This window comes from Arthrobacter globiformis (genome assembly GCF_046536215.2).
In the GTDB taxonomy this organism is placed as follows: domain Bacteria; phylum Actinomycetota; class Actinomycetes; order Actinomycetales; family Micrococcaceae; genus Arthrobacter; species Arthrobacter globiformis_E.
The window spans coordinates 2,891,176-2,913,476 of the sequence record NZ_CM143421.1 but is presented as its reverse complement, the minus strand read 5'-3'; the positions used below and the strand labels follow the sequence as shown (position 1 = coordinate 2,913,476).

Sequence of the window (22,301 nt, the reverse complement as noted above, 5' to 3'; positions counted from 1 at the left end):
CGGAGCGATCAGTCCGCTGGCCATCCGCCGGGCGCGGTGGCCCGAATGCCGGTCGGTATCGGCCCGGCACGGTAATAGGACCGGGGCAGAAGGGCTATCCTTCTGCCCCGTCATTCACAGCGGCTTGTTATCCTCGGTGTCCGCCTCCGGGTCCACGTCGTCCCCGTAATGGGTGGCGGCAGCGAGCCCGGCCACCTGCTGGTCCGCGTTGGTCTGGCCCGGAGGCAGCCGCTTCCCCTCGCTGTTGGTGGTCTCCTGGTCGGCGCCGGGCACCACGTCTTCCCGGAGGTGCGAATCACGGGGCAGGTCTGAGTTTTCTTCCTTGTCCGTCATGACCTCAGGGAAGCAGCTACTCCGGGCCGCCGCAAGGGCAAGGCTGGGTCACCAGCACCTAGAAGGGCGGGGGTTCGGGTGCTTTCGGCGGATAAAGGGCATTGCCGAAGTCTGCTGGTTTGGTGTTGTATTTCCGGCCCAGGGGTGATCGCCATTGCAGGTTTCCGGTTGGGGTGGATTGTGTGTAGGTCCAGGCGCCGATGGATTTGAGGGCGTGGTGTTTTGGGCAGAGCATGGCGAGGTTGCCGGGGTCGGTGGTGCCGCCGTTTTGCCATTCGATGGTGTGGTCGGGTTCGCAGGCGGTGGCGGGCCGGGGGCAGCCGGGGAAGCGGCAGGTTTTGTCGCGGGAGTTCAGGTAGCGGCGGAGTGCTTTGGGTGGTCGGTAGGCGGTGCGGCCGACGCCGAGGGCCTGGCCGGTGGTGCAGTCGGTGAAGAGCCGTTGCCAGGTGGGGGCGAGGGCGGCCAGGCGCCGGGCGGTGGCGGCATCGATGGGGCCGTAGCCTTCGAGTTCGGCTGATTCGGGCTCGGCTGCGGCGAGCTCGTTGCTGAGGATGTGCCGGACGGGGATGGTCACGATGATCTCGGCGCGGAATGCTCCGGTATCCGGGCCATGATTTTCGCCCAGGAATCGGTGGGTGAAGGCGTCGGCGCGGAGCTCCGGGAGCGTGTTGTGGTCGGGAGCGGCGTCAGCCCCGGGGACGGGGCCGGGTTTGGTGGCGTGTGCGTGGGCTTGCCGTGCGTGCTGGTCGAGTCCGCTGTAGATGGCGAGTCCGGTTTCGGCTGTCAGGCGTGCGGTGAGGGTGCACATGCCGTCGGGTTCGGCCGTGAACCAGACTCCGCGTTCGCGTTGGGCGGCTTCTTTGCGGGTGGTGAGGCTTTCGGGGTGGAGTCGCTCGCGCAGCCGCCGCAGGCAGGAGCGGAACTCGGACGGGGTGCGGCGGCGGCCGTGCCGGGTCCGGGTGCGCTGCAGGGCGATGGTGGCGAATTGTTCGGACTGTGTGGCGGGGAGGGAGCGGGCCTGGTCCAGGATGATCCGGGCGTGGGCCTCGGAGATCTCCCCCTGCTCGACCGCTTCGAGGACCTGCCAGTGGGAGGTGGCCAGGTCAGCGGCATCGTTCAACCAGCGCGCGGCGGTCCCTTCGGCGAGGGCGCACGCGGCGCCCACTTCGGACACGGCCAGGGCGTGGGCCTCGTCCCCGCCGAAGCGGACCGGCTGGCTCTCATGACGGGGGGGTGGCTCTTCGCCCATGGCTTCCTCAACCCGCGCCAGGGCGCTCATTTTCATGGCTGTTGCCCAGGCGATGACCCGATCGGCCGACTCCACCACGCCGAGCGCCTGATCGGCCGTCAGGAACGACGGGAGCGGAACGCTCAGGGTGCCGGCCAGCAGTGAATCCTCCCGGTCCGCGAAGTCCACAGCCGGAACCCACACCCCGTCATCGCTGACCGCCATAACTTCCACGCCGCACCCCCTCCGGAAACCCCGCCGGTATTTCCCCTAACCGGACAATTCCAGAGTATGGGGAGGGTCTGACATTTTAATGCTGAGCCCGGGTAGGGGCCTCAAGTGTACGTTCGCGCCGAGGTGGGGGTACCGGCGCTGGGCCGTTTAGGCCGTGGCTTCGTCGTCCAAGTTGGGATCAGCCGTGAGCGTGTGGTCGGTCTGGGCTGATTCGATGAGCCGCGTCATGGCAACGTGGATGTCCTCCGCCTGCGCGCGGGTGAGGCCGAGCTTGGCCAGCATGGTGCCGGGCACGCCCATGGCCTTGTCGCGCAGCGCCGCACCTTCCGGCGTCAGGCCCACCGCAAGGGACCGTTCATCGCCGGGAACGCGGCGGCGCGTCACGTACCCCAGGGCCTCGAGGCGCTTTAGCAGCGGGGACAGGGTGGCCGGAACCAGGAGGAGGGCATCGCTGATTTCCTTGACTGAACGCGGACTCTTCTCCCACAGCGCCAACATCACCAAGTACTGCGGGTGGGTCAGGTTCAGCTCCTGCAGCACGGGCCGGTAGGCGCCGATGACGGTGCGCGAGGCGACAGCCAGAGCGAAGCAGAGCTGCCGCTCGAGCAGGAGGTCTTCGTCGCTCCCTAAGGGGGAAGTCATGAAGCCATGATATCGAAGTGCCGAAACCGGTTACTGGAACACCGCCTACGGGAACATGGCGAGGAACAGGAACGCGGCGAACAGCACCAGGTGGATGGCCCCCTGCAGCCGCGTGGCGCGGCCGGGCACAACGGTGAGTGTTCCCACGATGACGGTCAGCAGGAACAGGACTATCTGCGTGCCGCCGAGCCCCAGCGTCAGCGGTCCCTCCAGCCAGATGCTGGCCACGGCGATGGCGGGAATCGTCAGGCCGATGCTGGCAATCGCCGAGCCGTAGGCCAGGTTGAGGCTGATCTGGATCCTGTTCCGCGAGGCGGCCCGGGTGGCGGCAAGACCCTCCGGCAGCAGCACCAGGAGGGCGATGACAACGCCCACGAAGGACTCCGGGATCCCGGCCCGGGTGACGCCCGCCTCGATGACCGGGGATACGGTTTTGGCCAGTCCGACGACGGCGACCAGCGCCGCGCACAGCAGCGCCAGGCTTGTGTAGGTGGCTCGGTTGGTGGGGGCTGGGCCATGCCCATCGTCCTCGCCGTCGTCGTCGGAAACGACGGGAAGGAAAAAGTGGCGGTGGCGGACGGTCTGGGTCAGCACGAACACGCCGTACAGGGCAAGCGAGGCAACGGCAGCGAAGCCCAGCTGCAGGGGCGAAAATTCAGGCCCGGGGCGTGAGGTCGTGAAGGTGGGCAGGACCAGCGTCAGGGTAGCCAGCGTGGTGACCACTGCCAGGGCCGCACCGGCACCCTCCGAGTTGAACCGCGGAATGCCGTACCTGCGGGCGCCAACGAGCAGGGCGATCCCCACGATGCCGTTGGCTGTGATCATGACGGCGGCGAAGACAGTGTCCCGTGCCAGCGAATGGCTTCCCTCGCCACCGGACGCGATCAGCGTGACGATGAGGGCCACCTCAATGATGGTCACGGCGACGGCCAGCACGAGCGATCCGAAGGGCTCGCCGACGCGGTGCGCCACCACTTCGGCGTGATGCACCGCGGCCAGGACCGCACCTATCAGGACCACCGCGATGACGGTGGCCAGCGCCGGCCCGGGGGAGACTCCCCAGGTCACGGCCAGCACGATCAGGCCGACGACGGGGACGACGGCGGTCCAGGACGATCGGATCCGGGCCAGCACAGCGCTATCTTCTCAGTGCTGGCCCTTCAGAGCTAGCCCTCTGGTGCTAGCCTTCACACTCCGAGCAGTACTTCTTGCCGTCCTTTTCGCGCGCGAGCTGGCTGCGGTGGTGGACCAGGAAGCAGGACATACAGGTGAACTCGTCTTCCTGCACCGGAACAACCTGGATCAGCAGCTCTTCGTGCGACAGGTCGGCGCCGGGAAGGTCGATGCCTTCGGCGGTGTCCGCTTCCTCCACGTCAAGCAGGGCAGTCTGCGATCCGCCCTGCCGGGACTGTATAGCCTCCAGGGACTCGTTGGCCGGCTGGTCCTCTTGGGCCACGCGAGGGGCGTCGTAGTCAGTTGCCATGGTTCTTACTCCTTCGGCTGTGCGCCGGACGACGCACATTTCGCAGGACTCAACGAGTGGGCGCCGCCAGGTATTCCCGGAAACCGGGGACGGGTTAAGGTCCCCAAAGTTTAGAGGATGATTTCGCGGGTCATGCCGAAGGGGACCTGGTCGGACAGCGTGGCGGTGTAGCTCCCTGGCTTGTTGCGGGTGACCATGATCCCGTGTGTACCGGTGAGAATGGCCGCCTCCTGAAGGCACTTGACGGCGGCATCGAGCCGCTCGTCGAGGATCTTGCGGTCGTCTACCTGGATATCGATGGTCTGGGTGGTGCTGGGCATGGGTGTCCTTTAGGTGTTAATAAGTTTGAGCTGTGCAGAGTTTTTTGGGCCGCTCGTGAATCGGCGGCAGGGCACTTCGGGCTGTCTGCGTATGCGGCGACTGCCGGATGCCAATATGTGCGGCCTGTAGGCCGCTGGTGCACCGCCCCCACGGGCTCTGATGGAAGCCTGTCCACGCGTACGGTTCGCGTGATTATGTCGGTGCTCTGCGAAAAATTAGACCGTGAGCCCAAAACTTTTGTCAAGACACGCCGGTGGCAGCCCCAGTGGTTCGGGTGCCCAAGTAGTTAGCGGGCCCCAAAACCCAGGAACCTAGGCTCCTTCCCGCACCGCTTCTTCGATCCGCCGTGCTGCCCGAACGACGACGGCGCCGTGGTCCTGGCCCGGCGACCCTGTGACCCGGGCAAGGGGCATGGCGAGGCAGACCGCGGCGATGATTCCCTCCTGCGTCTGCACGGGCGCGCTGATGGAACCGAGGCCCGGCGTCCGGGAGCCCACAGATTCAATCCACCCGGACGAGGCCAGCTCGGCCAGCACGTCGTCGTCGGCGGCGAGGAGCCGGCCGCTGGAACCGGCGGGCAGCGGGAGCCGCGAGCCCGGCGGGAGGGTGGCCCGCAGTTCGTGCCGACTGTCCGCGCTGAGGAGGCAGACCCGTTCGTCCCCGCGGCGGACCCAGAGCTGGGCGGTCTCGCCGGTGCTGTCACGGAGCTCATGCAGCACTGGCAAGGCGGCGTTCTCCAGGGCCGATCGGACGAACCGCTGGCCCAGCCGGAAGGTGCCGTCCTCGGTACGGCGGAGGAAGCCATAGTCCACCATCTGCAGGGCCAGGCGGTGCGCAGTGGACAGCGACAGGCCGGTCCGCCGCGACAGTTCACTGCCTGATACGGCGGACCGGCCCACCGCGTCGAGGATCGCGGCGGCGCGCTCCAGGGTGCGGTTGCTTCCGTTCTGTTCAGTAGGCGGCATATGGCCAGCTTATGACGGTGGCTCAGCCCTTGGCGGCCACAGACTCCCTCATGTACTCGGCAACCACCTTCTGCGAGATGGCCACATCCAGAACGAACACGCCGTCGTCGTGCGTGGCAAGCCACTGCTCAAGCTGCCCCAGGTCTGCCAGCGTCCGGGCCTTGGCCCCCTCCGCACCCAGGGCGCGTCCGACGGCGGCAAAGTCCACTTCGTCGATCAGCATCGCCTGGCTGTGCAGCCCCTTTGCGGCGTACTGGTGCAGCTCCGCACCATACGCCGAGTCGTTCAGGACCACCACCACACCCCTGCGGGTGGCCCGGAGGAACGTCTCGAAGTCGGCCAGCCCCATCAGCCCGCCGCCGTCGCCGCTGACCAGGACGGTGGTGCGTTCCGGACGGGCCGCCGAGACGCCGGCGGCAGAGCCGAAGCCCATCCCGATGGACTGGAAGGCCGTCCCCACCAGGACCATGGCGTGCGGGTCCGGGACAGACAGGTACATCGGTGCCCAGCCGATGAAGTGCCCGCCGTCCATCACCACCGAGCGTTCGGCGGGCAGGATGCGGTCCAGGGCAGCGACGACGGCACGCGGGTTGAGCCGCCCGTCCGGGCCGAACTCCACCGGGTCTTCGCTGGGGTGCGATGAGCGGAAATCTGCGCCGGACACTTCCGGGACAGCGTCCCGCCAGGTGGGCGATCCTGACGCCGGCACCCGTTCCAGCAGGCCTTCGACGAACGGCAGGATGTCGGCCCGGACGTATTCGGCGCCGGCGTTCTGCCCGCCGTCGGGCTCGTTGTCGAGGCGGATGATCCTGGCATCCGCCGGGAACAGGGTCCCGTAGCGAGTCTGGAAGGTGTTGAGGCTCGCCCCGGCCACCAGGACGACGTCGGCCTGCCGGGCCACGTCGAGGCGGTGGCTGCGGGTGAAGCCGCCGGCGATGCCGAGGTCCCACTCGCTGCCGAAGGCATTGGCGGCCATCACCGAGGTCATGAACAGGGCACCCAGCCGGTCGCCGATTTCACGGAGCGGGGCGACGGCGCCGGCCAGGAGCACGCCGCGCCCGGCCAGGATCAGTGGCCGCTGCGCCGAACCGAGCAGCTCCGCCACCCGGTCCAGATCGTGAGGCTCTGCGGGCCACACGGGCTTGACGGGCAGCGGCTGCAGCGGCACCTGGGACGACAGGGGAGCGGTGGCGAGGTCGTACGGAATCGCCACCACCACAGGCTGGACGGACTGGAGTGCGAGGTCGAAGGCGCGGTGGGTGACCGCGGCGGCGTTGTCCGGGCGGGCCACCAGCGTGGTGACGCCGGCGGCTTCGGCCGCCTTGGCCTGGTCGATGTCGAAGAACCGGCGCCCTCCGGCAGGGGCGTCTCCAACGACGAACACCAGCGGGATGCGGGCCAGCCGGGCCTCGGCGAGGGTGGTGTAGGCGTTCGTGAACCCGGCGCCGTAGGTGGTGGTGGCGGCCGCGACGCCTCCGGTGGCCCGGTGGTACGCGTCGGCCATGGCAACGCTGGCCGCCTCGTGCCGGGCCGACGTGAAGGGAAAGCCGCCGCGGGTGAGCCGGCTGATGAGGTGGGCGTTGCCGTTGCCCATCAGCCCGAACAGGTGCCCTGCCCGCTCCGCCAGGACGTCCGCGATGGCGGCGGAGACGTGGCCCTCGTCGGGGAGAGCCGCATCGGCGGGGCGAAGAGCGGTGTGAGTGGTGGTCATTGGCTGTCCTCGCGTTCGTTGGGTGGGAACCGGTCAGGCCGGCAGCGCCGCGGCAGTGGCGTCCCGGTGCTTCAGGGCCAGTGCGGCGTACGTGACGGCGTTCTGCCGGCAATGCTCGATTTCCTCCGCCGTGAGCGGGCGGCGCACCTTGGCTGGGACCCCCGTCACAAGCGAACCGGGCGGCACTTCGGTGCCCTCCAGGACGAGCGCGTTGGCCGCCACCAGGGAGCCGGCGCCGATGACGGCGCCGTTGAGGACCGTGGCGTTCATCCCGATGAGCGCACCGTCGCCCACTGTGCAGCCATGCAGCACCGCGCCGTGCCCGATGCTGACGTGGTTGCCGACATGTGCCGGAAAGCCGGGGTCGGCGTGGACGACGGCGATGTCCTGGACGTTGCTTCCCTCGCCCACGGTGATGTCCTCCATGTCGGCACGAATGACGGCGCCGTAGAAGATTCCCGTGCCTGCTCCGATGGTGGCGGATCCGACGACGGCGGCGGTGGGCGCTACCCACGCCCCGCCGTCGATCGCGGGGGAGCGGCCGTCGACGGCCAGGATGTTCGAGCTCATGGTGGCCCTTTCTTAGGTGAAGGAACGCGTCTTAGGTGAGGAACGGGACGATCAGCGACGTCACGAACAGGACGAGCGCCCCGCCAAGGCGGTTGGTGAGGGCTGCGAACGGCATGAGGTGCATGCGGTTCGCTGCGCTCAGCACGGAGACGTCGCCGCTGCCGCCGGTGTCCGCCATGACCAGGCCTGGTGTGATGGAGGCTTCGACGAAGTTGAACTTCACGAGCCAGCCGAGGACGCCGGAGGTCAGGGTGGCGATGATGACGGTGCAGATGGTGAGCAGGATGAACAGCGGGTTGCCGAGCGAGGCGAAGACCTGGGTCATGTCGATGTAGGTGATGCTGACGCCCACGAGGAGCGCCGGGACCAGGACGGCGCCGATCAGGTCGCCCCAGTCGGCGGTCGAATCCTCGACGTCCTGCGGGAGCAGCCCGAAGATCTTGACGGCGGCCGCCGCGATGATCGTCCAGGCGTACGGGTGCAGTCCGGGGATGAAGGCGGCCATGAGGTTGCCGAAGACAAAGAGGCTGCCGGCGATCAGGAGGCCCTTGCCCAGCGCGACGAACGAGGAGGTGTCGCGTTTGGGCGGCAGGGTGAGCTCGCCGCCGCGGCCGGTGATCCGCAGCAGCTGGCCGTGGCCGTTGAAGCCGACGAAGAGCTGCTTCTTGCGCTTGCCCAGGCCGTTGTAGATGCCGGCAATGAGGATGCAGACCACGTTGGCCATCACGACGGCGGACATCAGGTCGCCCATGAAGGTGGCGGAGTCGCCGCCGGTGGCCGTGGCGTACATCTTGGACATGGGCAGCGCGCCGACGCCGAGGCCGCCGGCCATGATGGGCGCCGCGATGAAGAGGATGCCGTTGATGAACCCGAAGCCGGTTACCGCTCCGAGCAGCCCGACCAGGACGAACGTGGCGATGAGGCAGCCGATGAGAGGGACGGCGAACCGCGGACCTGCTTTGAGGAGCAGCGCCCGCGGCATGCCGAGGATGGAGCCGGCGATGATGCCGACGACGAAGAAGTCCAGGAAGCCCTGGCCGTCAACGAAGTTCTTCACCACGCTGACCAGGTTCTCCGGCATAAAACCCAGGAACACCAGGGTAGCGGGGACGAACGTGCAGAGGATGGTCGGCAGGCCGAAGTCCCGGACCACCGGGAACAGGTTGCCGATCCAGATGAAGAGCCCGCCGAGCAGGATGGTGGCGGCGAAGCCCACCACCATGGTGTCCGGGAGGTTGCCAGTGATCGCGGCGGTGAGGACCAAGCCAGCGAGGACGACGTAGAGGGGAGCAGGGACACTGGCGATTTTGAACCCCGGCCGGCCGGGGGCGGTCTCGCTCATGGCGGTGTCCGTTGGTTTGCTGGTGAATTCCGTGGTGCGTGGGCTTGTAGACATCATCGTCTCCAAAACGGTGAGTAGGAACTGTTGGTTGGGGAACGTCTTAGCTGGGAGATTTTCAACGGGCGGGGTCGAGCACGCCGACTGCCGGGGAAAGGGCGACGACGTCACGCGCGAGCCGGACAGCCTCGCCGAGGCGGTCCTCGTCGATGCCGGTCTGGTGCCCGGCGTCGTGCAGGTGCCGGACGAGTTCCTCGGTGGCGATGTTGCCGTGCGCCCCGGGGGCGAACGGGCAGCCGCCGTAGCCGCCGAGGGCGGCGTCGAAGCGGAGGACCCCGGTGTCCACCGCGGCGCTCGCGGTGGCCAGCGCCTGGCTGTGCGCGTTGTGCAGGTGCAGGTAGTACGTGAGGTCCGGTTCGGCCTCGCGGACGTGCTGCAGGCTGGCCATCACCTGGTCGGTGGGCGTGGTGCCGAGCGTGTCCGCGAGCCCGACGTCGGTGATGCCCATGTCCTTGAACGCCCGCACCACGCGCAGCAGGTAGGCGGGGTCGATCGTGCCCTCGAACGGGCAGGTGAAGGCGGTGGAGATGCCGGCGAAGAACCGGGCTTCCGGAAATTCCGCCACGGCCGCGCCCAAGCTGGCCAGCGCGTCCTCGATGGCTTGGCCGGCGTTGGCGTTGCTGTGTGCCTGGCTCGCCGAGGTGACCACCTGGATATCGGTGGCGCCGGCGTCCACGGCCCTCTGGATGCCCCGGCCGTTGAGCACCAGGCTGGTGTAGGTGACGCCCGGAACTGCCGGCAGCGAGGAGACGAGGCCAGCGGCATCGGCCATCTGCGGTACCCGTTTCGGGTTCACGAAGGAGGCCACCTCGATGCGCTTCAGCCCGGCGCCGACGAGTGCCGCGGCGATCTCGAGTTTGTGCGCCGTGGAGACGATGACGGGCTCGTCCTGGAGTCCGTCGCGCAGGAAGACGTCGGTTACTTCTACCCTCATGGTCAGCGCACCTCCTGCAGTCCGAGTCCGGCGATCTGGTCGGCGTCCATGCCGGCAAGGTCCTGCAGGACCTCGGCCGTGTGCTGTCCCAGTTCCGGGCCCACCCAGCGCACGCGCCCCTCGTGGCCCGGGATCTTCGGCACCACCCCGGGGAACCGGATCAGCTCGGGCTCGTCCTCGATGACCACCTCATGGGTCTGGATCATGTCCCGCGCCAGGTAATGCCGGTCGACGGCGATACTGGGGGCGTCGTACACGGGACCGGCGGGGACACCGGCGTCGTCCAGCTTGTCCAGCACCTCGGTGAGCGGCATGCTGCCGGTCCACGCGGAGATGGCACCGTTGAGCTCTTCCTCGCGTGCGCCGCGGGCCTCTGTGGTGAGCAGGGTGGTGTCCTCGGCGAGGTCATCGCGGCCGATGGCGCGCATGAGCCGGATGAAAACGGAGTTCGAGTTGCCGCCGATGACCACCTCGAGGGCGTCGCCGCACAGGTAGGAGCCGGTAGGAACGACGCCGGGCAGCGCACCGCCGGTGCGCTGCCGGATCATGCCGTAGGCGTCATAGTCCGGGACCAGCGATTCGAGCAGGCTGAAAACCCCTTCATAAAGGGCGACGTCGACAACCTGGGAAGTTCCGGCCCCCAGTCCGCGGGCCTTCTGCAGCATCAGCATCAGGGCACCGATGACGCCGTAGAGTCCGGCGACGGTGTCGCCGACGCTGGCCGCCGCGCGGCCGGCGGGGCGGTCGGGCTCGCCTGTGATGTAGCGCAGGCCGGCGAAGGATTCCGCCGAGCTGCCGAAGCCTGCACGGTTCTTGTACGGTCCGGTCTGGCCGTAGCCGGAGATCCGCACCATCACGAGCCCGGGGTTGAGTCCCTGCAGCACGTCCGGTCCGAGGCCCCACTTTTCAAGGGTGCCAGGGCGGAAGTTCTCGATGACCACGTCGCACTGGGCGGCGATCTTCTTGACCGCCTCGCGCCCCGCCTCGGAGCGGAGGTCAAGGGCCACGGATTTCTTGTTGCGGCCGATGGTGCGGAACAGCATGGAGGTGGTGCCGCGGGTCTTGCGCCAGTCGCGCAGTTCGTCGCCGCCCTGAGGCTTTTCGATCTTGATGACCTCTGCACCGAAGTCGCCGAAGACGCGGGCGGCGAACGGGGCGGCGATGAAGCTGCCCAGCTCGAGCACGCGGATGCCGCGGAGGGGGAGGGCATTGCCCTCAATGTGTAGTTCGTCAGTCATGTTCTTCCTGCCTGCACTGTTGGCGGTTTCCCATTCTGTGGGAAGTACTTGTCATTAGGCGGAGAAACGATAACAGGGTTGTGTGACCTGCGCAACAGGGTTGTGACGCCTTTGTGCGCCGGGTGGGCAGGCGGGCGGTGCCGCCGGGTTAGGCTGTTCCGTGCTTCGTCTGAAACGCCTCGCGGTTCTTGGCCTTTTCGCGTTCTGCGCCATCACGGCGTGCGCGTTCTGGCTGCTCGGTGCGACCGGTGCGGGCGTGTCCGGGGCGGGGACGCGTGCAGCCCAGCCGGCCCCGCCGCAGGCGGCGGGGAGATTCTTGCCTCTGGCCAGCGGGAGTGCGCATGCCGTGAACATCACCAGGACCGTCGACCCGGGCTGGCTGGCCCGGACCGCTGTAAAAACAGGAATCCCCGCACGGGCCCTCCGGGCGTACGTCGCCGCGGCAGGCATGGCGAATGCCGACGCGCCGGGGTGCGGGATCGGCTGGAACACGGTGGCCGCCGTCGGATTTGTTGAATCTGTGCACGGCGCACTCGGCGGCGGCCGGCTTACGGCTTCGGGGGAGGTGAGCGGCCCGATCGTCGGGCCCGGTCTCAACGGCGACGGTTTCGCCGCCATTCCCGACACCGACGGCGGCGCGCTGGACGGTGACGCCCGCTGGGACCGCGCCGTCGGACCCATGCAGTTCATCCCCTCCACGTGGAAGCTCGCAGGGCGGGATGCGAACGGGGACGGGGTGGCCGATCCGCACAACATCGACGACGCGGCACTCAGCGCCGCCGGCTACCTGTGCACCGGCGGCCGCGACCTCACCGCCGCGCAGGGATGGAGCGACGCCATCTGGTCCTACAACCAGTCAGAGGCCTACCTGGGGCAAGTGGGCGAAAAAGCTGTCGAGTACGCGGAGCGGGCCGGGTAACATCCTAGATCCGGTGCGGGGATCCCAACTCCACGGGTTCCTCATCCATCAGGTAGGCGGATTCGGAGTGCGCGGCGATGTCGATGCCGCGGAGTTCGGCAGCCTCGTCGATGCGGAGGCCCATGGTGCTGTTGAGGACCTTGGCGATGACCCAGGTTGCCGCAAAAGAGTAGGCGAGTGTGGCCACCGTTGCCAGCGTCTGGATGCCCAGCAGGTCAAGCCCTCCACCGTAGAAGAGCCCGTTGACCTTGTTCGGGGCGGCGTCCGTGGCGAAGAAGCCGATCAGCAGGGTTCCGATAATGCCGCCGATGAGGTGCACGCCCACGACGTCGAGTGAGTCGTCGAACCCGAGGCGGAACTTCAGTTCGATGGCCAGGGAGCAGACGGCCCCGGCGATCAGTCCGATGGCCAGTGCGCCGAGCGGGCTCACGGCGCCGCACGCCGGGGTGATGGCGACGAGGGCAGAAATCAATCCGGACGCGGCACCCATGCTGCTGGCCTTGCCGAGCCTGATGCGTTCCACCAGGGTCCAGGCGAGCAGGCCGGCTGCCCCGGCCACGGCGGTGTTCAGGAAAACCACCGACGCCGAGTGCCCGGCAGTGAGGGCGGAGCCGGCGTTGAACCCGAACCAGCCGGCCCACAGCAGCCCCGCTCCGACCAGCACCAGAGGACGGCTGTGCGGCCTGACGTGCTCGCTCTTGGGCCACCCGGCGCTGCGTCCCAGGACGAGTGCGAGGGCCAGGGCGGCGATTCCGGCATTCATGTGCACGGCTGTGCCGCCGGCAAAGTCGATCGCCTTGAGATTGTTGACGATCCAGCCGCCGGTGACGGAGCCGTCCGCGGAGCTGAAGGCGAAGACCCAGTGGGCCACCGGGAAGTACACCACCGTTGCCCACAGGGCCGCGAACATCATCCAGGCGCCGAACTTCATCCGGCCGGCGGCGGCTCCCGCGATGATGGCGGTGGTGATTCCGGCGAAGAATAGCTGGAAGGCGGCGAAGAGAGCCGGCGGGATGGCGGCGCCGGGATCCTCGGCCAGCAGCTGGCCCATGCCGAAGTACTCGGTGGCGTCGCCGATGAGGCCCGCCCCGCCGAGGGAATTGCCGAAGACCATCGAGTAGCCGAAGACTGCCCAGAGGACAGCGACCACGCTTACGCCGCCGAAGCACATCATCATCATGTTCAGGATCCGGCGGGAACCCACCATGCCACCGTAGAACAGGGCAAGCGCGGGGATCATCATGCAGACCAAGGCGCTCGCGGCGAGAATCCAGGCAACATCTCCAGAGTTCATGGGGGCTCCAATCAGGGAACTTGATAAGTAACGGCGTGAAACCATGATTCACCGCAGTGAACCATGGCGGGTTTCGCCCGCGTTAATTCCACGTGCGCTCACCGCCTCTGGCCGTCTTTCAGATTTAACAAACAGGGCGCACTTTTGTAACATCAGCTTGGCTACTGTGGTTCAACACCGTTTCACCGAAGGTAACACCGAACCGAACAGGACAGTTCCGATGACAAGCCTCGCAACACCTGAAGTAGCAACGGAGCCCGCCGTTCCGCTGGAAGCCGGCCGGATCTCCCTTGCCGACGTCGCCAAGGCCCACGATGTCCGCTTCCTGCTGGCCACGTTCGTGGACATGACCGGTAAGCCGTGCGCCAAGCTGGTGCCGGTCGAGGCCGCCGGCGAGCTCGAATCCGGGGCCATGGGATTCGCGGGCTACGCAGCCGGACTGATCGGCCAGAAGCCGCAGGACTCAGACCTCGTTGCCGTTCCCGACCTCGCATCCTTTACCCCCGTGCCGTTCATCAAAGAGGGCCTGGCGCTGATCCACTGCGATCCCTACGTGGACGGCAAGCCCTGGCCCTACGCACCGCGCGTCATCCTCAAAAACACCCTCGCCCGCCTGGCAGAGAGAGGGATGCAGGCAAAGATCGGCGCCGAGGTGGAGTACTTTCTCGTCAACAAGAACGCCGACGGCACGCTGAGCACAGCCGACACCCGCGACGATTCGCCCCGTCCCTGCTACGACGCCCGCGGCGTCACCCGCATGTATGAGCACCTCACCTCGATCTCCACCGCAATGAACAGCCTGGGCTGGGGCAACTACGCCAGCGACCACGAGGACGCCGCCGGCCAGTTCGAGCAGAACTTCAACTATGCCGACGCCCTGACCACTGCCGACCGCGTGGTCTCCCTGCGTTACATCCTGAACATCCTCGCCGAGCAGCGCGGCATGACCGCGACCTTCATGCCCAAGCCCTTCACCGACCGCACCGGCACGGGGCTCCACTTCCACCTGTCCCTGTGGTCAGGCGCGGACGCCCTGTTTCCCGGGAACGACGGCGACCGCGGCCTTGGGCTGTCAGAGCTCGCCTATTCATTCATCGGCGGCCTCCTCGAACACGCCCCGGCCCTGCAGGCCTTCCTCGCGCCGACGGTCAACTCCTACAAGCGGACCGGCGCCACCACCAGCTCCTCCGGGGCAACGTGGTCACCCCGGAAAGCCTCCTTTGGAGGCAATGACCGCACCCACATGGTCCGCGTTCCGGATGAAAAGCGGATCGAGCTGCGGTCCGGGGACGGCTCGGCCAACCCCTACCTGGCCATCGCCACCACCATCGAGGCAGGGCTCGACGGGATCACCAGCGGAGCGGACCCCGGAGCCCCATCCGGTCCGGGTGAAGCGCGCCCGGATGCCCATTTGCTGCCGGCAACACTTCTCCACGCCGTGGAGGCCCTGCGCCGGGACCCCGTCATCCTCTCCAGCCTCAGCGGCGACCAGGAGATTGGCCAGTACTACGCCGATGCCAAGGAAGAGGAGTTCCTGACCTGGCACAACCAGGTGAGCGACTGGGAAATCCGGACGTACCTGACCTCGATCTGAAACCAGCCCCACCTAGAAAAGGACACACACATGTGCGGAATCGCCGCGCTGCAGCTGCGCAACCCCCTGCTGCATTCCCAAATGGGCAGCCTTCTGTCCTCGATGCTGTGCCAGATCGTGGACCGCGGCCCGGACTCGGCCGGCCTCGCCGTCTATGACACCCCGGGCCTCGTTTCCGGCAACACCTCCACGCTCAGCCTCCTGGGCAAGGAACATGCCCTGCCGACGGCCGGAATCGCCGCGGCACTGGAAAACCTCCTGCCGGCCTCCGCCGGGACGGCCGTGAAGGTGGTGGGTGATACCACCTTCGTCAGCTCCGCCGTCGACACCGGGCTGCTCGCCAAGGCGGTGCGCGAAACCCTTCCTGAGTCCACCATCATCGGCCGCGGCGAGCACGTGGCGGTGATGAAGAGCGTGGGCCATCCGATGGAGATCGCCGCCGAGCACGGGCTGGAGGCCATGGCCGGCAGCCAGGGCCTGTCCCACACCCGGATGGCCACGGAATCGGCCGTCACCGCAGGCGGATCCCACCCGTTCTCCGTTGCCGACGACCTGTGCCTGGTCCACAACGGCTCGTTCTCCAACCACGCCACCATCCGCCGGGACCTGCTGCGCGAAGGCGTGGAGTTCGACTCGGACAACGACACCGAAGTCGGCGCCCGGTACATCGCCTCCCGCCTCAAGCAGGGCGACACCCTGCAGGAGGCCCTGACCAATCTCGGCAAGGTCTTCGACGGCTTCTACACGCTGGTGGTCACCACCGCCGACAGCATGGCAGTGGTCCGCGACCCCATCGCCTGCAAGCCGGCCATCATCGCCGAAACCGACGATTACGTGGCCATGGCGTCCGAATACCGTGCCCTGGCATCCCTGCCAGGCATCGACTCAGCCCGCATCTTTGAACCGGAACCCGGAAAGGTCTACACATGGTCACTCTGATCGAAACCCAGACGCAGGATTACGCCACGGTCACCGATGGGTTTTCCACCCGGGTGGACCTCGCCGACAGGCCCGTCCGTGAGCTCAACCAGGCCCTGCACGATGCAGCCGACGGGCAAACCTGGACCGTTGAGAACCCTGGCGGGAAACACAGCCTCGCCGTCGGCATCAATGCCGCGGTGTCCGTCACCATCAACGGCCACGCCGGCTACTACGCTGCCGGGATGCACCAAAAAGGCGACGTGACCGTCAACGGCAATGCCGGCGTCGGACTCGCCGAGAACATCATGTCCGGAAGGGTCCACGTAACGGGTGACGCCTCCCAGTCGGCGGCGGCCACGGGCCACGGCGGACTCGTGGTGATCGACGGCAACGCCGGAGCCCGCTGCGGGATCTCCATGAAGGGCGTCGACATCGTGGTGGGCGGCAACATCGGCCACATGTCCGCCTTCATGGCGCAGGCCGGACGGCTCGTGGTCTGCGGCGACGCCGGCGACGCCCTCGGCGACTCCATCTACGAGGCCCGCATCTACGTGAAGGGAACCGTGGCCTCCCTCGGCGCGGACTGCATCGAGAAGCCGATGAAGGCCGAGCATCTGGAGGAGCTCGGCGACCTGCTCGCCGCCGCCGGGCGCACCGACAACCCCGCGGACTTCAGGCGCTACGGCTCGGCGCGGAACCTCTACCACTTCAGCGTCCACAACTCGACGTCTTACTAAAGGACAACGCCATGACCATCACCTCCCTGACCCAGGCCGCCCCGGCAGCCTCCCCCGCACGGCAGGTCGAAGAACTGGGCCTTCGCGAATCCGCCACGTTCGACCGCGCCACCATCGCCGACATCCAGCGCGCCGCCGCCACCGGTGTCTACGACATCCGCGGCTGGGGAGCCAAGCGCAAGGTCCCGCACTTCGATGACCTGCTGTTCCTGGGTGCCTCCATGTCCCGCTACCCGCTGGAGGGCTACCGCGAAAAGTGCGATACCGACGTCGTCCTCGGCGACCGCCACGCCTCCCGGCCGCTGCACCTGGAGACCCCGGTGACCATCGCCGGGATGAGCTTCGGCGCCCTGTCCGCCAACGCCAAGGAGGCCCTGGGCCGCGGCGCCAGCGAGGTGGGCACCTCCACCACCACGGGCGACGGCGGCATGACGCCCGAGGAGCGCGGGCAGTCCAAGCACCTCGTGTACCAGTACCTGCCGTCCCGCTACGGCATGAACCCGGACGATCTCCGCAAGGCCGACGCCATCGAAGTGGTCCTCGGCCAGGGCGCCAAGCCCGGCGGCGGCGGCATGCTGCTGGGCCAGAAGATCACCGAGCGCGTGGCAGGCATGCGCACCCTGCCGGTGGGCATCGACCAGCGCTCCGCCAGCCGCCACCCGGACTGGACCGGACCGGACGACCTGGAGATCAAGATCGGTGAGCTCCGCGAGATCACCGACTGGAAGACGCCCATCTACGTCAAGATCGGAGCGTCCCGGCCCTATTACGACACCGCCCTGGCCGTAAAGGCCGGAGCCGACGTCGTCGTCGTCGATGGCATGCAGGGCGGCACCGCCGCGACCCAGCAGGTGTTCATCGAAAACGTCGGGATCCCCACCCTGGCGGCCATCCCGCAGGCGGTCCAGGCGCTGCAGGAGCTCGGCCTGCACCGCAAGGTCCAGCTCATCGTCTCCGGCGGCATCCGCACCGGCGCCGACGTCGCCAAGGCCATGGCCCTGGGTGCCGACGCCGTCGCCATCGGTACGGCGGCGCTGATTGCGCTGGGCGACAACGATCCCCGGTACGCCGCCGAATACGCGGCCGTGGGCTCCGCGGCGGGCTTCTACGACGACTTCCAGGACGGCCGGGATCCCGCCGGCATCACCACGCAGGACCCGGAACTCGCGTCCCGGCTCGACCCCGTCGCCGGCGGCCGGCGCCTGGCCAACTACCTGCGCGTCCTCACCATGGAGGCCCAGACCATCGCCCGGGCCTGCGGAAAGTCGCACCTGCGCAACCTTGAGCCGGAGGACCTTGTGGCCCTCACCATCGAGGCGTCGGCCATGGCCCGCGTCCCGCTAGCAGGGACGAGCTGGATCCCCGGCGCCGGGTAGCGGCGCCCCCAGGCGGAGCCCGCGGGTCCGGGTGCAGGCTCCGCCTATGATGGCTTGATGACGGATCAGGCTGGCGAAGCGAGGGATATGGCCGCGGAGAACACCGACGACGGCGTGGCCGGCAAGCTGGAACGGATCATTGCCGGCCAGGTCCGCCACTACCGGACGGCGAACGGGCTCTCCGCCTCGGAACTGGCCTCACGCACCGGCATGTCCAAGGCGATGATCTCCAAGATTGAAACCGCCAGCACGTCCTGTTCGCTCACCACGCTGCAGCGGCTGGCGGACGGGCTGAAAATTCCGGTCACGGCGCTGTTCCGCGGCGCGGACACGGACCGGGACGCCACCTTCACCAAGAACGGCCAGGGCAGCCTGACGGTGCGCAGCGGCACCCAGCACGGACACGAATACCGGGTGCTGGGGACCCTCAAGGGGCGGAGTGACGCCCTCGAGCCGACGCTGGTGACACTGACCGACGCGTCCGACGTCTTCCCGCTGTTCCAGCACCCCGGCACCGAGTTCATCTACATGCTGGCCGGCAGGATGGTGTACGGCCACGGCGCCTACGAATACACGATGGAACCCGGCGATTCCCTGCTCCTGGACGGCGAAGGCCCGCACGGTCCGCTGGAGCTGCTCGACCTGCCCATCCGGTTCCTGGCCATCGCGGCGAGATAGGGCCTAGTCCGCGAGGATCTGGTAGAGAGCGCGGCGGGTCTCATCGATCTTTTCCATTGCGGCCGCACGCTGTTCCTCGGTTGCCGCAAACCGGAACTGGTGGATGACGCCCATGAGCTTCTCCACGCTCTGGTGGAACACCGGTCCGGAATCCTCGGCGTTGGTGTTCCACGCCCGGTCCAGTTCCTCGGCGTGCTCGGTTACGTACTGCCGCCCCTGGTCAGTGAGGGCGAACTCGGTGCGGCGGCCGTCGCCCACCGGGGCAATGAGCTCCTCGTCGACGAGCTGCTGCAGCGTCGGGTAGACGGAGCCAGGGCTGGGCCGCCAGGCGCCGGACGACTTCTCGGCAATGGTCTTGATGATTCCGTAGCCATTGGACGGAGCTTCCGCCAGGAGCGAGAGGATCGCGGAGCGGACATCGCCCCTGTTGGCCCGGCGTGAACCGCCGGGGCCAAAGCCGGGGCCGAATCCGCGGCCGGGGCCGAACCTGCCGTGTCCATGCGGCCCGCGCCGGCTCCTTCCCCGCTCGAAGCGCCCCGCCTCGGGGCCGAAATCCGCAAATCTGTGATGTTCGTGAATGCCTTTCATGGTGGCATCGTCCTTTCGTTGAGTATCACTTCGACTTGAAGCGATACTCAACGATATATCGGTACATATCGGCCGTCAATGATTTTTTGATGCCCGCACGGTGCAACGGATGAGAGTTTTTGTCCAGATATCGCGAGTTGAGGGGTGGCAAAGTCCCGTTATCTGCACAAAAACTCTTGGGGTTTCATGCTTTTTCCTTTAGTGCTCCCGGGTCTGCAGGCCTGATGCTGTGCGCTTCGGTGGCGGCCCAGCTGGCGAGCAGCCGGAGGCCGTCCTCGTCCGGGGTTCCGGGTTGCGCGCTGTAGGCGGTGAGGGTCAGGCCGGGCGTTGCCGGAAGTTCCATGGCGTCGAAATTCAGGCGCAGATTGCCGACGGCGGGATGCCGGAACTCCTTGAATCCGGTGCTGTGCAGGCGCACGTCGTGCCGCGCCCAGCGGATGCGGAATTCCTCCGACCGTGTGCTCAGCTCGCCCACGAGGTCGCTGAGGTCCTTGTTGTACGGGTCGCGGCCGGCCTCGGTATGCAGCAGCGCGGCGCCGGTGTCCGCGGCTTTGTCCCAGTCGGGGTAGAGGTTGCGTGAGCGCGGGTCCAGGAACTGGAACCGGGCGAGGTTCACCGGCCGGACGGGGGAGAGGAACGCTTCGAAGTAGAGTGCCCGGCCCAGGTCGTTGATCGCGAGGATGTCCAGCCGGCCGTTGCGGACGAAAGCGGGGATCCCGCTCATTGAATCGAGGATGGTCTGGACGCTGGGCTGCACGGCCGTTGCAGGTTGCCGCCTGGCGCGCCGCGCCGGGCCGGCGGCCCGGGCGAGGTTGGCCAGGTGCTGCCGCTCAGCGGCGTCGAGCTGCAGGGCCCGGGATAATGCATCCAGCACAGTCTCGGAGACGCCGGCGAGGCCGCCGCGTTCCAGCTTCGTGTAGTACTCCATGCTCACTCCCGCGAGCAGGGCGACCTCTTCACGCCGCAGCCCGGGCACGCGCCGGATGCCGCCGAAGTTCGGCAGCCCCGCGGCCTCGGGAGTGATCCTGGCCCGCCGTGACACGAGGAACTCGCGGGCTTCCTTTCGGTTATCCATGCCCACCACGTTAGGCCCGGACGCAGGGCCGGTGGCAGTCCCTGCCAGTACCTGCATGAGCCCCTCAGGCCTCCCGCCGGCTCACCATCTCGTTGATCCAGATCGGAGCAAAGGGCGACGTGCAGTTCGGCGGCGTCGGGTAGTCCTTCAGGACTTCCAGCCGTTCGCCGATGTTGATGGCGCGGGCCCGGTGGTCGGCGTGTTCGATGCCGATCTGCGCCAAGGTGTGGTTCATGGCCCACTGCAGACGGTCCGGGGCGGCCTTCATTTCCGCTTCGATGGTGTCCAGGAGCCCCGTCAGGTCGAGACCCTCGGGCTTCTTGGCGACCCGCTCCGTGGTCAGGGCCCAGCCGGCGCTCGCGACCACCGGGTCCGGATCGTCAGTCCACGCGAGGCGCAGCTCTTCGGCGTGCGGGCTTTTCTTCACCACGTAGTTCACCAGCCAGTCGTGCACCTTGGGTGCCCGGGCCTGGCGCAGCATGGTGTCCAGCTCCTGCAGCTCGAAGGACTTTGGCCGGCAGATCAGCAGCGACAGCAAGCGGGCGGCGGTGTTATCCGTGGCCCACAATTCACGGGCCAGCTCGTGCTGGGTCTTCAGCCGCTTGGCGACCGCGCGCAAGGCCGCGAGGTTCACGCCGTGGTCGTCGCCGCGCCTCTGGTTCGCCTCGCGCATCTTCGGATCCTCGAGTGCGGCCACTTCGGACATCACTGCGTCGATCGTTGCCTCTGCCATCACTGCTCCTGCTCGCCGGCCCTTCGGTCGTATTCTACGGTCGCGGACTGAACCGCCCGTTGCACTTGCCTCAGTGCCTGTTCACTTGCCGGACCGCTGCGGTTCGCTTCCGGACCCTAGCCTGTCCCGGGATAACCGATGGACACACTCAAGATGGACAAACTCAAGGAGAAGCCATGCGATCAATCACACGCCGGTCAATCAAGCGCCGATCAATCACACGCCGGGCGCTGGCAGGTGTGGGCGCAGCCCTGATGGCGGGATCGGTGCTGGCACAGCCGGCGCTCGCTGCCAACGACGATGCCGCCACGAAGGGCACCTTCAGCTTTGCCGTTATCGGCGACGTGCCCTACGGCGATGCGGAGTTCCAGGCGTTCCCGTCCTACATCCAGGACATCAACGCCCACCAGGAGCTCTCCTTCGTGGCCCACCTCGGGGACATCAAGAGCGGCTCCACCAAATGCACCGATGAGTATTTCGCCGCGATCCGGAAGAATTTCGACACGTTCACCCTGCCCCTGGTCTACACGCCCGGGGACAACGAATGGACCGACTGCCACCGGACGAACAACGGCGCCTACAACCCTCTTGAAAGGCTGGACCAGGTCCGCGACACCTTCTTCCCGAAGCCGGGCACCACGCTGGGAACCCCGATGAAGGTCAGCTCCCAGGACCGGCTCGGCTTTCCCGAGAACGTGAACTTCAGCAGGCACGGCATCGCCGTCACCGCCGTGAACATCACCGGCAGCAATAACGGCCTCCTGCCCTGGTCAGGGCTCGGCAACACCGCACCCACCGCCGAGCAGGCGGACGAGGTCCGGGTCCGCACCGCGGCGGACATCAAGGAACTGACCGAGACGTTCCGGAAGGCCCGCGAGGACGACGACCGGGCCGTCGTCGTCATGACGCAGGCTGACATGTTCGACCCGACCGTCACCGCCCCCACGCAGGCAAACTACAGTGCGTTCACGCCGCTGGTCCAGACGCTGATCCGCGAATCCAACGCCTTCGGCGGTCCGGTGTACCTGATCAACGGCGACAGCCACGTCTTCAACCAGGACTACCCGCTGGCGGCCGGCTCCCCGTGGCTGGACTTCTACGGCCAGGACACGGCCGCCAAGAACCTGACCAGGGTCACCGTTGACGGATCGGACAACGCCAAGGACTGGCTCAAGGTCACCACCACCAGGCCAGGTGCATCGCGCGTCCTGTCCTTTGAACGGATCCCCTTCACCAACGCTGTGTCCTAAGGGACTACAGCGGGAATTACGACGACGGCGGGTCGCCCTTGCGGGGGCGGCCCGCCGTCGTCGTCGTGCCAGCAAAAA

23 protein-coding genes are annotated in these 22,301 nt (G+C 67.5%); 7 read left to right on the top strand and 16 right to left on the bottom strand.

The genetic code is table 11. The annotated features are described in order from the left end of the window. Positions 1–114 precede the first annotated feature (114 nt). The 12 genes from R5O87_RS13075 to R5O87_RS13020 form a co-directional block, all read right to left on the bottom strand. Positions 115–333, bottom strand: a complete 219-nt coding sequence (locus R5O87_RS13075) for a hypothetical protein (protein ID WP_410558040.1) — start codon at positions 331–333, stop codon at positions 115–117. Between the two features lie 58 nt (positions 334–391). Continuing rightward, positions 392–1,786 carry an HNH endonuclease signature motif containing protein gene (locus tag R5O87_RS13070; protein ID WP_410558077.1) on the bottom strand — a complete coding sequence of 465 codons (1,395 nt, stop codon included), beginning with the start codon at positions 1,784–1,786 and terminating at the stop codon, positions 392–394. Positions 1,787–1,942: 156 nt separating this feature from the next. Continuing rightward, a complete protein-coding gene (locus R5O87_RS13065; protein ID WP_410558041.1) occupies positions 1,943–2,437 on the bottom strand; it encodes a MarR family winged helix-turn-helix transcriptional regulator in 495 nt (164 codons plus the stop codon). A 45-nt stretch (positions 2,438–2,482) separates the two neighbouring features. Then, on the bottom strand, positions 2,483–3,571 hold the full coding sequence (locus R5O87_RS13060; RefSeq protein WP_410558042.1) for a calcium:cation antiporter: 1,089 nt from the start codon (positions 3,569–3,571) through the stop codon (positions 2,483–2,485). Between the two features lie 46 nt (positions 3,572–3,617). Beyond that, positions 3,618–3,920 (bottom strand): DUF4193 domain-containing protein, encoded by a 303-nt coding sequence (locus tag R5O87_RS13055; protein ID WP_003802821.1) that lies wholly within the window; start codon positions 3,918–3,920, stop codon positions 3,618–3,620. A gap of 110 nt (positions 3,921–4,030) precedes the next feature. Then, complete coding sequence (locus R5O87_RS13050) at positions 4,031–4,240, bottom strand: hypothetical protein (protein WP_410558043.1); 210 nt, start codon at positions 4,238–4,240, stop codon at positions 4,031–4,033. Between the two features lie 312 nt (positions 4,241–4,552). Continuing rightward, positions 4,553–5,206 (bottom strand): IclR family transcriptional regulator, encoded by a 654-nt coding sequence (locus R5O87_RS13045; protein ID WP_410558044.1) that lies wholly within the window; start codon positions 5,204–5,206, stop codon positions 4,553–4,555. 22 nt (positions 5,207–5,228) lie between these two features. Beyond that, positions 5,229–6,917, bottom strand: a complete 1,689-nt coding sequence (locus tag R5O87_RS13040) for a thiamine pyrophosphate-binding protein (RefSeq protein WP_410558045.1) — start codon at positions 6,915–6,917, stop codon at positions 5,229–5,231. Positions 6,918–6,950: 33 nt separating this feature from the next. Next, positions 6,951–7,487 (bottom strand): gamma carbonic anhydrase family protein, encoded by a 537-nt coding sequence (locus R5O87_RS13035; RefSeq protein ID WP_410558046.1) that lies wholly within the window; start codon positions 7,485–7,487, stop codon positions 6,951–6,953. 31 nt (positions 7,488–7,518) lie between these two features. Continuing rightward, positions 7,519–8,883 carry a 2-hydroxycarboxylate transporter family protein gene (locus R5O87_RS13030; RefSeq protein WP_410558047.1) on the bottom strand — a complete coding sequence of 455 codons (1,365 nt, stop codon included), beginning with the start codon at positions 8,881–8,883 and terminating at the stop codon, positions 7,519–7,521. Positions 8,884–8,944: 61 nt separating this feature from the next. Continuing rightward, the gene (locus R5O87_RS13025) at positions 8,945–9,820 is read right to left on the bottom strand and encodes a hydroxymethylglutaryl-CoA lyase (protein WP_410558048.1); all 876 of its coding nucleotides are present in this window, start codon (positions 9,818–9,820) and stop codon (positions 8,945–8,947) included. A gap of 2 nt (positions 9,821–9,822) precedes the next feature. Next, positions 9,823–11,058 carry a CaiB/BaiF CoA transferase family protein gene (locus R5O87_RS13020; RefSeq protein WP_410558050.1) on the bottom strand — a complete coding sequence of 412 codons (1,236 nt, stop codon included), beginning with the start codon at positions 11,056–11,058 and terminating at the stop codon, positions 9,823–9,825. A gap of 160 nt (positions 11,059–11,218) precedes the next feature. Between R5O87_RS13020 and R5O87_RS13015 the strand changes: the two genes are divergently transcribed. Beyond that, positions 11,219–11,977, top strand: a complete 759-nt coding sequence (locus R5O87_RS13015) for a lytic transglycosylase domain-containing protein (protein WP_410558051.1) — start codon at positions 11,219–11,221, stop codon at positions 11,975–11,977. Positions 11,978–11,981: 4 nt separating this feature from the next. Here R5O87_RS13015 and R5O87_RS13010 read toward each other — a convergent pair whose 3' ends face one another. Then, positions 11,982–13,271, bottom strand: a complete 1,290-nt coding sequence (locus R5O87_RS13010) for an ammonium transporter (RefSeq protein WP_410558053.1) — start codon at positions 13,269–13,271, stop codon at positions 11,982–11,984. A gap of 220 nt (positions 13,272–13,491) precedes the next feature. Between R5O87_RS13010 and glnT the strand changes: the two genes are divergently transcribed. From glnT to R5O87_RS12985, 5 genes are read left to right on the top strand one after another with little or no spacing between them, the layout of a single operon-like run. Beyond that, positions 13,492–14,865, top strand: coding sequence for a type III glutamate--ammonia ligase (gene glnT, locus R5O87_RS13005; RefSeq protein ID WP_410558054.1), 1,374 nt, complete (start codon positions 13,492–13,494; stop codon positions 14,863–14,865). A 30-nt stretch (positions 14,866–14,895) separates the two neighbouring features. After that, positions 14,896–15,804, top strand: a complete 909-nt coding sequence (locus R5O87_RS13000) for a class II glutamine amidotransferase domain-containing protein (protein ID WP_410558056.1) — start codon at positions 14,896–14,898, stop codon at positions 15,802–15,804. Then, positions 15,792–16,523, top strand: a complete 732-nt coding sequence (locus R5O87_RS12995) for a GltB/FmdC/FwdC-like GXGXG domain-containing protein (protein ID WP_410558057.1) — start codon at positions 15,792–15,794, stop codon at positions 16,521–16,523. Before R5O87_RS13000 ends, R5O87_RS12995 begins: the two co-directional genes overlap by 13 nt. 11 nt (positions 16,524–16,534) lie before the next feature. Then, a complete protein-coding gene (locus tag R5O87_RS12990) occupies positions 16,535–17,899 on the top strand; it encodes an FMN-binding glutamate synthase family protein (RefSeq protein WP_410558058.1) in 1,365 nt (454 codons plus the stop codon). A 57-nt stretch (positions 17,900–17,956) separates the two neighbouring features. Further along, positions 17,957–18,577: a helix-turn-helix domain-containing protein gene (locus R5O87_RS12985; RefSeq protein ID WP_410558059.1), complete on the top strand. Its 621-nt coding sequence runs from the start codon at positions 17,957–17,959 to the stop codon at positions 18,575–18,577. Between the two features lie 3 nt (positions 18,578–18,580). Here R5O87_RS12985 and R5O87_RS12980 read toward each other — a convergent pair whose 3' ends face one another. From R5O87_RS12980 to R5O87_RS12970, 3 genes are all read right to left on the bottom strand, one after another. After that, on the bottom strand, positions 18,581–19,165 hold the full coding sequence (locus R5O87_RS12980; protein WP_410558060.1) for a PadR family transcriptional regulator: 585 nt from the start codon (positions 19,163–19,165) through the stop codon (positions 18,581–18,583). 184 nt (positions 19,166–19,349) lie between these two features. Continuing rightward, complete coding sequence (locus tag R5O87_RS12975) at positions 19,350–20,240, bottom strand: helix-turn-helix transcriptional regulator (protein ID WP_410558062.1); 891 nt, start codon at positions 20,238–20,240, stop codon at positions 19,350–19,352. Between the two features lie 64 nt (positions 20,241–20,304). Beyond that, positions 20,305–20,973, bottom strand: a complete 669-nt coding sequence (locus tag R5O87_RS12970; RefSeq protein WP_410558063.1) for a DNA alkylation repair protein — start codon at positions 20,971–20,973, stop codon at positions 20,305–20,307. A gap of 176 nt (positions 20,974–21,149) precedes the next feature. Here R5O87_RS12970 and R5O87_RS12965 point away from each other — a divergent pair, with 176 nt between their 5' ends. Next, positions 21,150–22,223 carry a metallophosphoesterase family protein gene (locus R5O87_RS12965; RefSeq protein ID WP_410558064.1) on the top strand — a complete coding sequence of 358 codons (1,074 nt, stop codon included), beginning with the start codon at positions 21,150–21,152 and terminating at the stop codon, positions 22,221–22,223. The last annotated feature ends 78 nt before the right edge of the window (positions 22,224–22,301 follow it).

What these genes read in the sequence shown, in the direction of transcription:
- R5O87_RS13055 (WP_003802821.1), bottom strand. Translation starts at nt 3,920, where the DNA reads ATGGCAACTGACTACGACGCCCCTCGCGTGGCCCAAGAGGACCAGCCG.
- R5O87_RS13045 (WP_410558044.1), bottom strand. Translation starts at nt 5,206, where the DNA reads ATGCCGCCTACTGAACAGAACGGAAGCAACCGCACCCTGGAGCGCGCC.
- R5O87_RS13030 (WP_410558047.1), bottom strand. Translation starts at nt 8,883, where the DNA reads ATGTCTACAAGCCCACGCACCACGGAATTCACCAGCAAACCAACGGAC.
- R5O87_RS13010 (WP_410558053.1), bottom strand. Translation starts at nt 13,271, where the DNA reads ATGAACTCTGGAGATGTTGCCTGGATTCTCGCCGCGAGCGCCTTGGTC.
- R5O87_RS12995 (WP_410558057.1), top strand. Translation starts at nt 15,792, where the DNA reads ATGGTCACTCTGATCGAAACCCAGACGCAGGATTACGCCACGGTCACC.
- R5O87_RS13070 (WP_410558077.1), bottom strand. Translation starts at nt 1,786, where the DNA reads ATGGCGGTCAGCGATGACGGGGTGTGGGTTCCGGCTGTGGACTTCGCG.
- R5O87_RS12970 (WP_410558063.1), bottom strand. Translation starts at nt 20,973, where the DNA reads ATGGCAGAGGCAACGATCGACGCAGTGATGTCCGAAGTGGCCGCACTC.
- R5O87_RS12990 (WP_410558058.1), top strand. Translation starts at nt 16,535, where the DNA reads ATGACCATCACCTCCCTGACCCAGGCCGCCCCGGCAGCCTCCCCCGCA.
- R5O87_RS13020 (WP_410558050.1), bottom strand. Translation starts at nt 11,058, where the DNA reads ATGACTGACGAACTACACATTGAGGGCAATGCCCTCCCCCTCCGCGGC.
- R5O87_RS12965 (WP_410558064.1), top strand. Translation starts at nt 21,150, where the DNA reads ATGCGATCAATCACACGCCGGTCAATCAAGCGCCGATCAATCACACGC.
- R5O87_RS13000 (WP_410558056.1), top strand. Translation starts at nt 14,896, where the DNA reads ATGTGCGGAATCGCCGCGCTGCAGCTGCGCAACCCCCTGCTGCATTCC.
- R5O87_RS13065 (WP_410558041.1), bottom strand. Translation starts at nt 2,437, where the DNA reads ATGACTTCCCCCTTAGGGAGCGACGAAGACCTCCTGCTCGAGCGGCAG.
- R5O87_RS12980 (WP_410558060.1), bottom strand. Translation starts at nt 19,165, where the DNA reads ATGAAAGGCATTCACGAACATCACAGATTTGCGGATTTCGGCCCCGAG.
- R5O87_RS13075 (WP_410558040.1), bottom strand. Translation starts at nt 333, where the DNA reads ATGACGGACAAGGAAGAAAACTCAGACCTGCCCCGTGATTCGCACCTC.
- R5O87_RS13035 (WP_410558046.1), bottom strand. Translation starts at nt 7,487, where the DNA reads ATGAGCTCGAACATCCTGGCCGTCGACGGCCGCTCCCCCGCGATCGAC.
- R5O87_RS12975 (WP_410558062.1), bottom strand. Translation starts at nt 20,240, where the DNA reads ATGGATAACCGAAAGGAAGCCCGCGAGTTCCTCGTGTCACGGCGGGCC.
- glnT (WP_410558054.1), top strand. Translation starts at nt 13,492, where the DNA reads ATGACAAGCCTCGCAACACCTGAAGTAGCAACGGAGCCCGCCGTTCCG.
- R5O87_RS13040 (WP_410558045.1), bottom strand. Translation starts at nt 6,917, where the DNA reads ATGACCACCACTCACACCGCTCTTCGCCCCGCCGATGCGGCTCTCCCC.
- R5O87_RS13025 (WP_410558048.1), bottom strand. Translation starts at nt 9,820, where the DNA reads ATGAGGGTAGAAGTAACCGACGTCTTCCTGCGCGACGGACTCCAGGAC.
- R5O87_RS13050 (WP_410558043.1), bottom strand. Translation starts at nt 4,240, where the DNA reads ATGCCCAGCACCACCCAGACCATCGATATCCAGGTAGACGACCGCAAG.
- R5O87_RS12985 (WP_410558059.1), top strand. Translation starts at nt 17,957, where the DNA reads ATGACGGATCAGGCTGGCGAAGCGAGGGATATGGCCGCGGAGAACACC.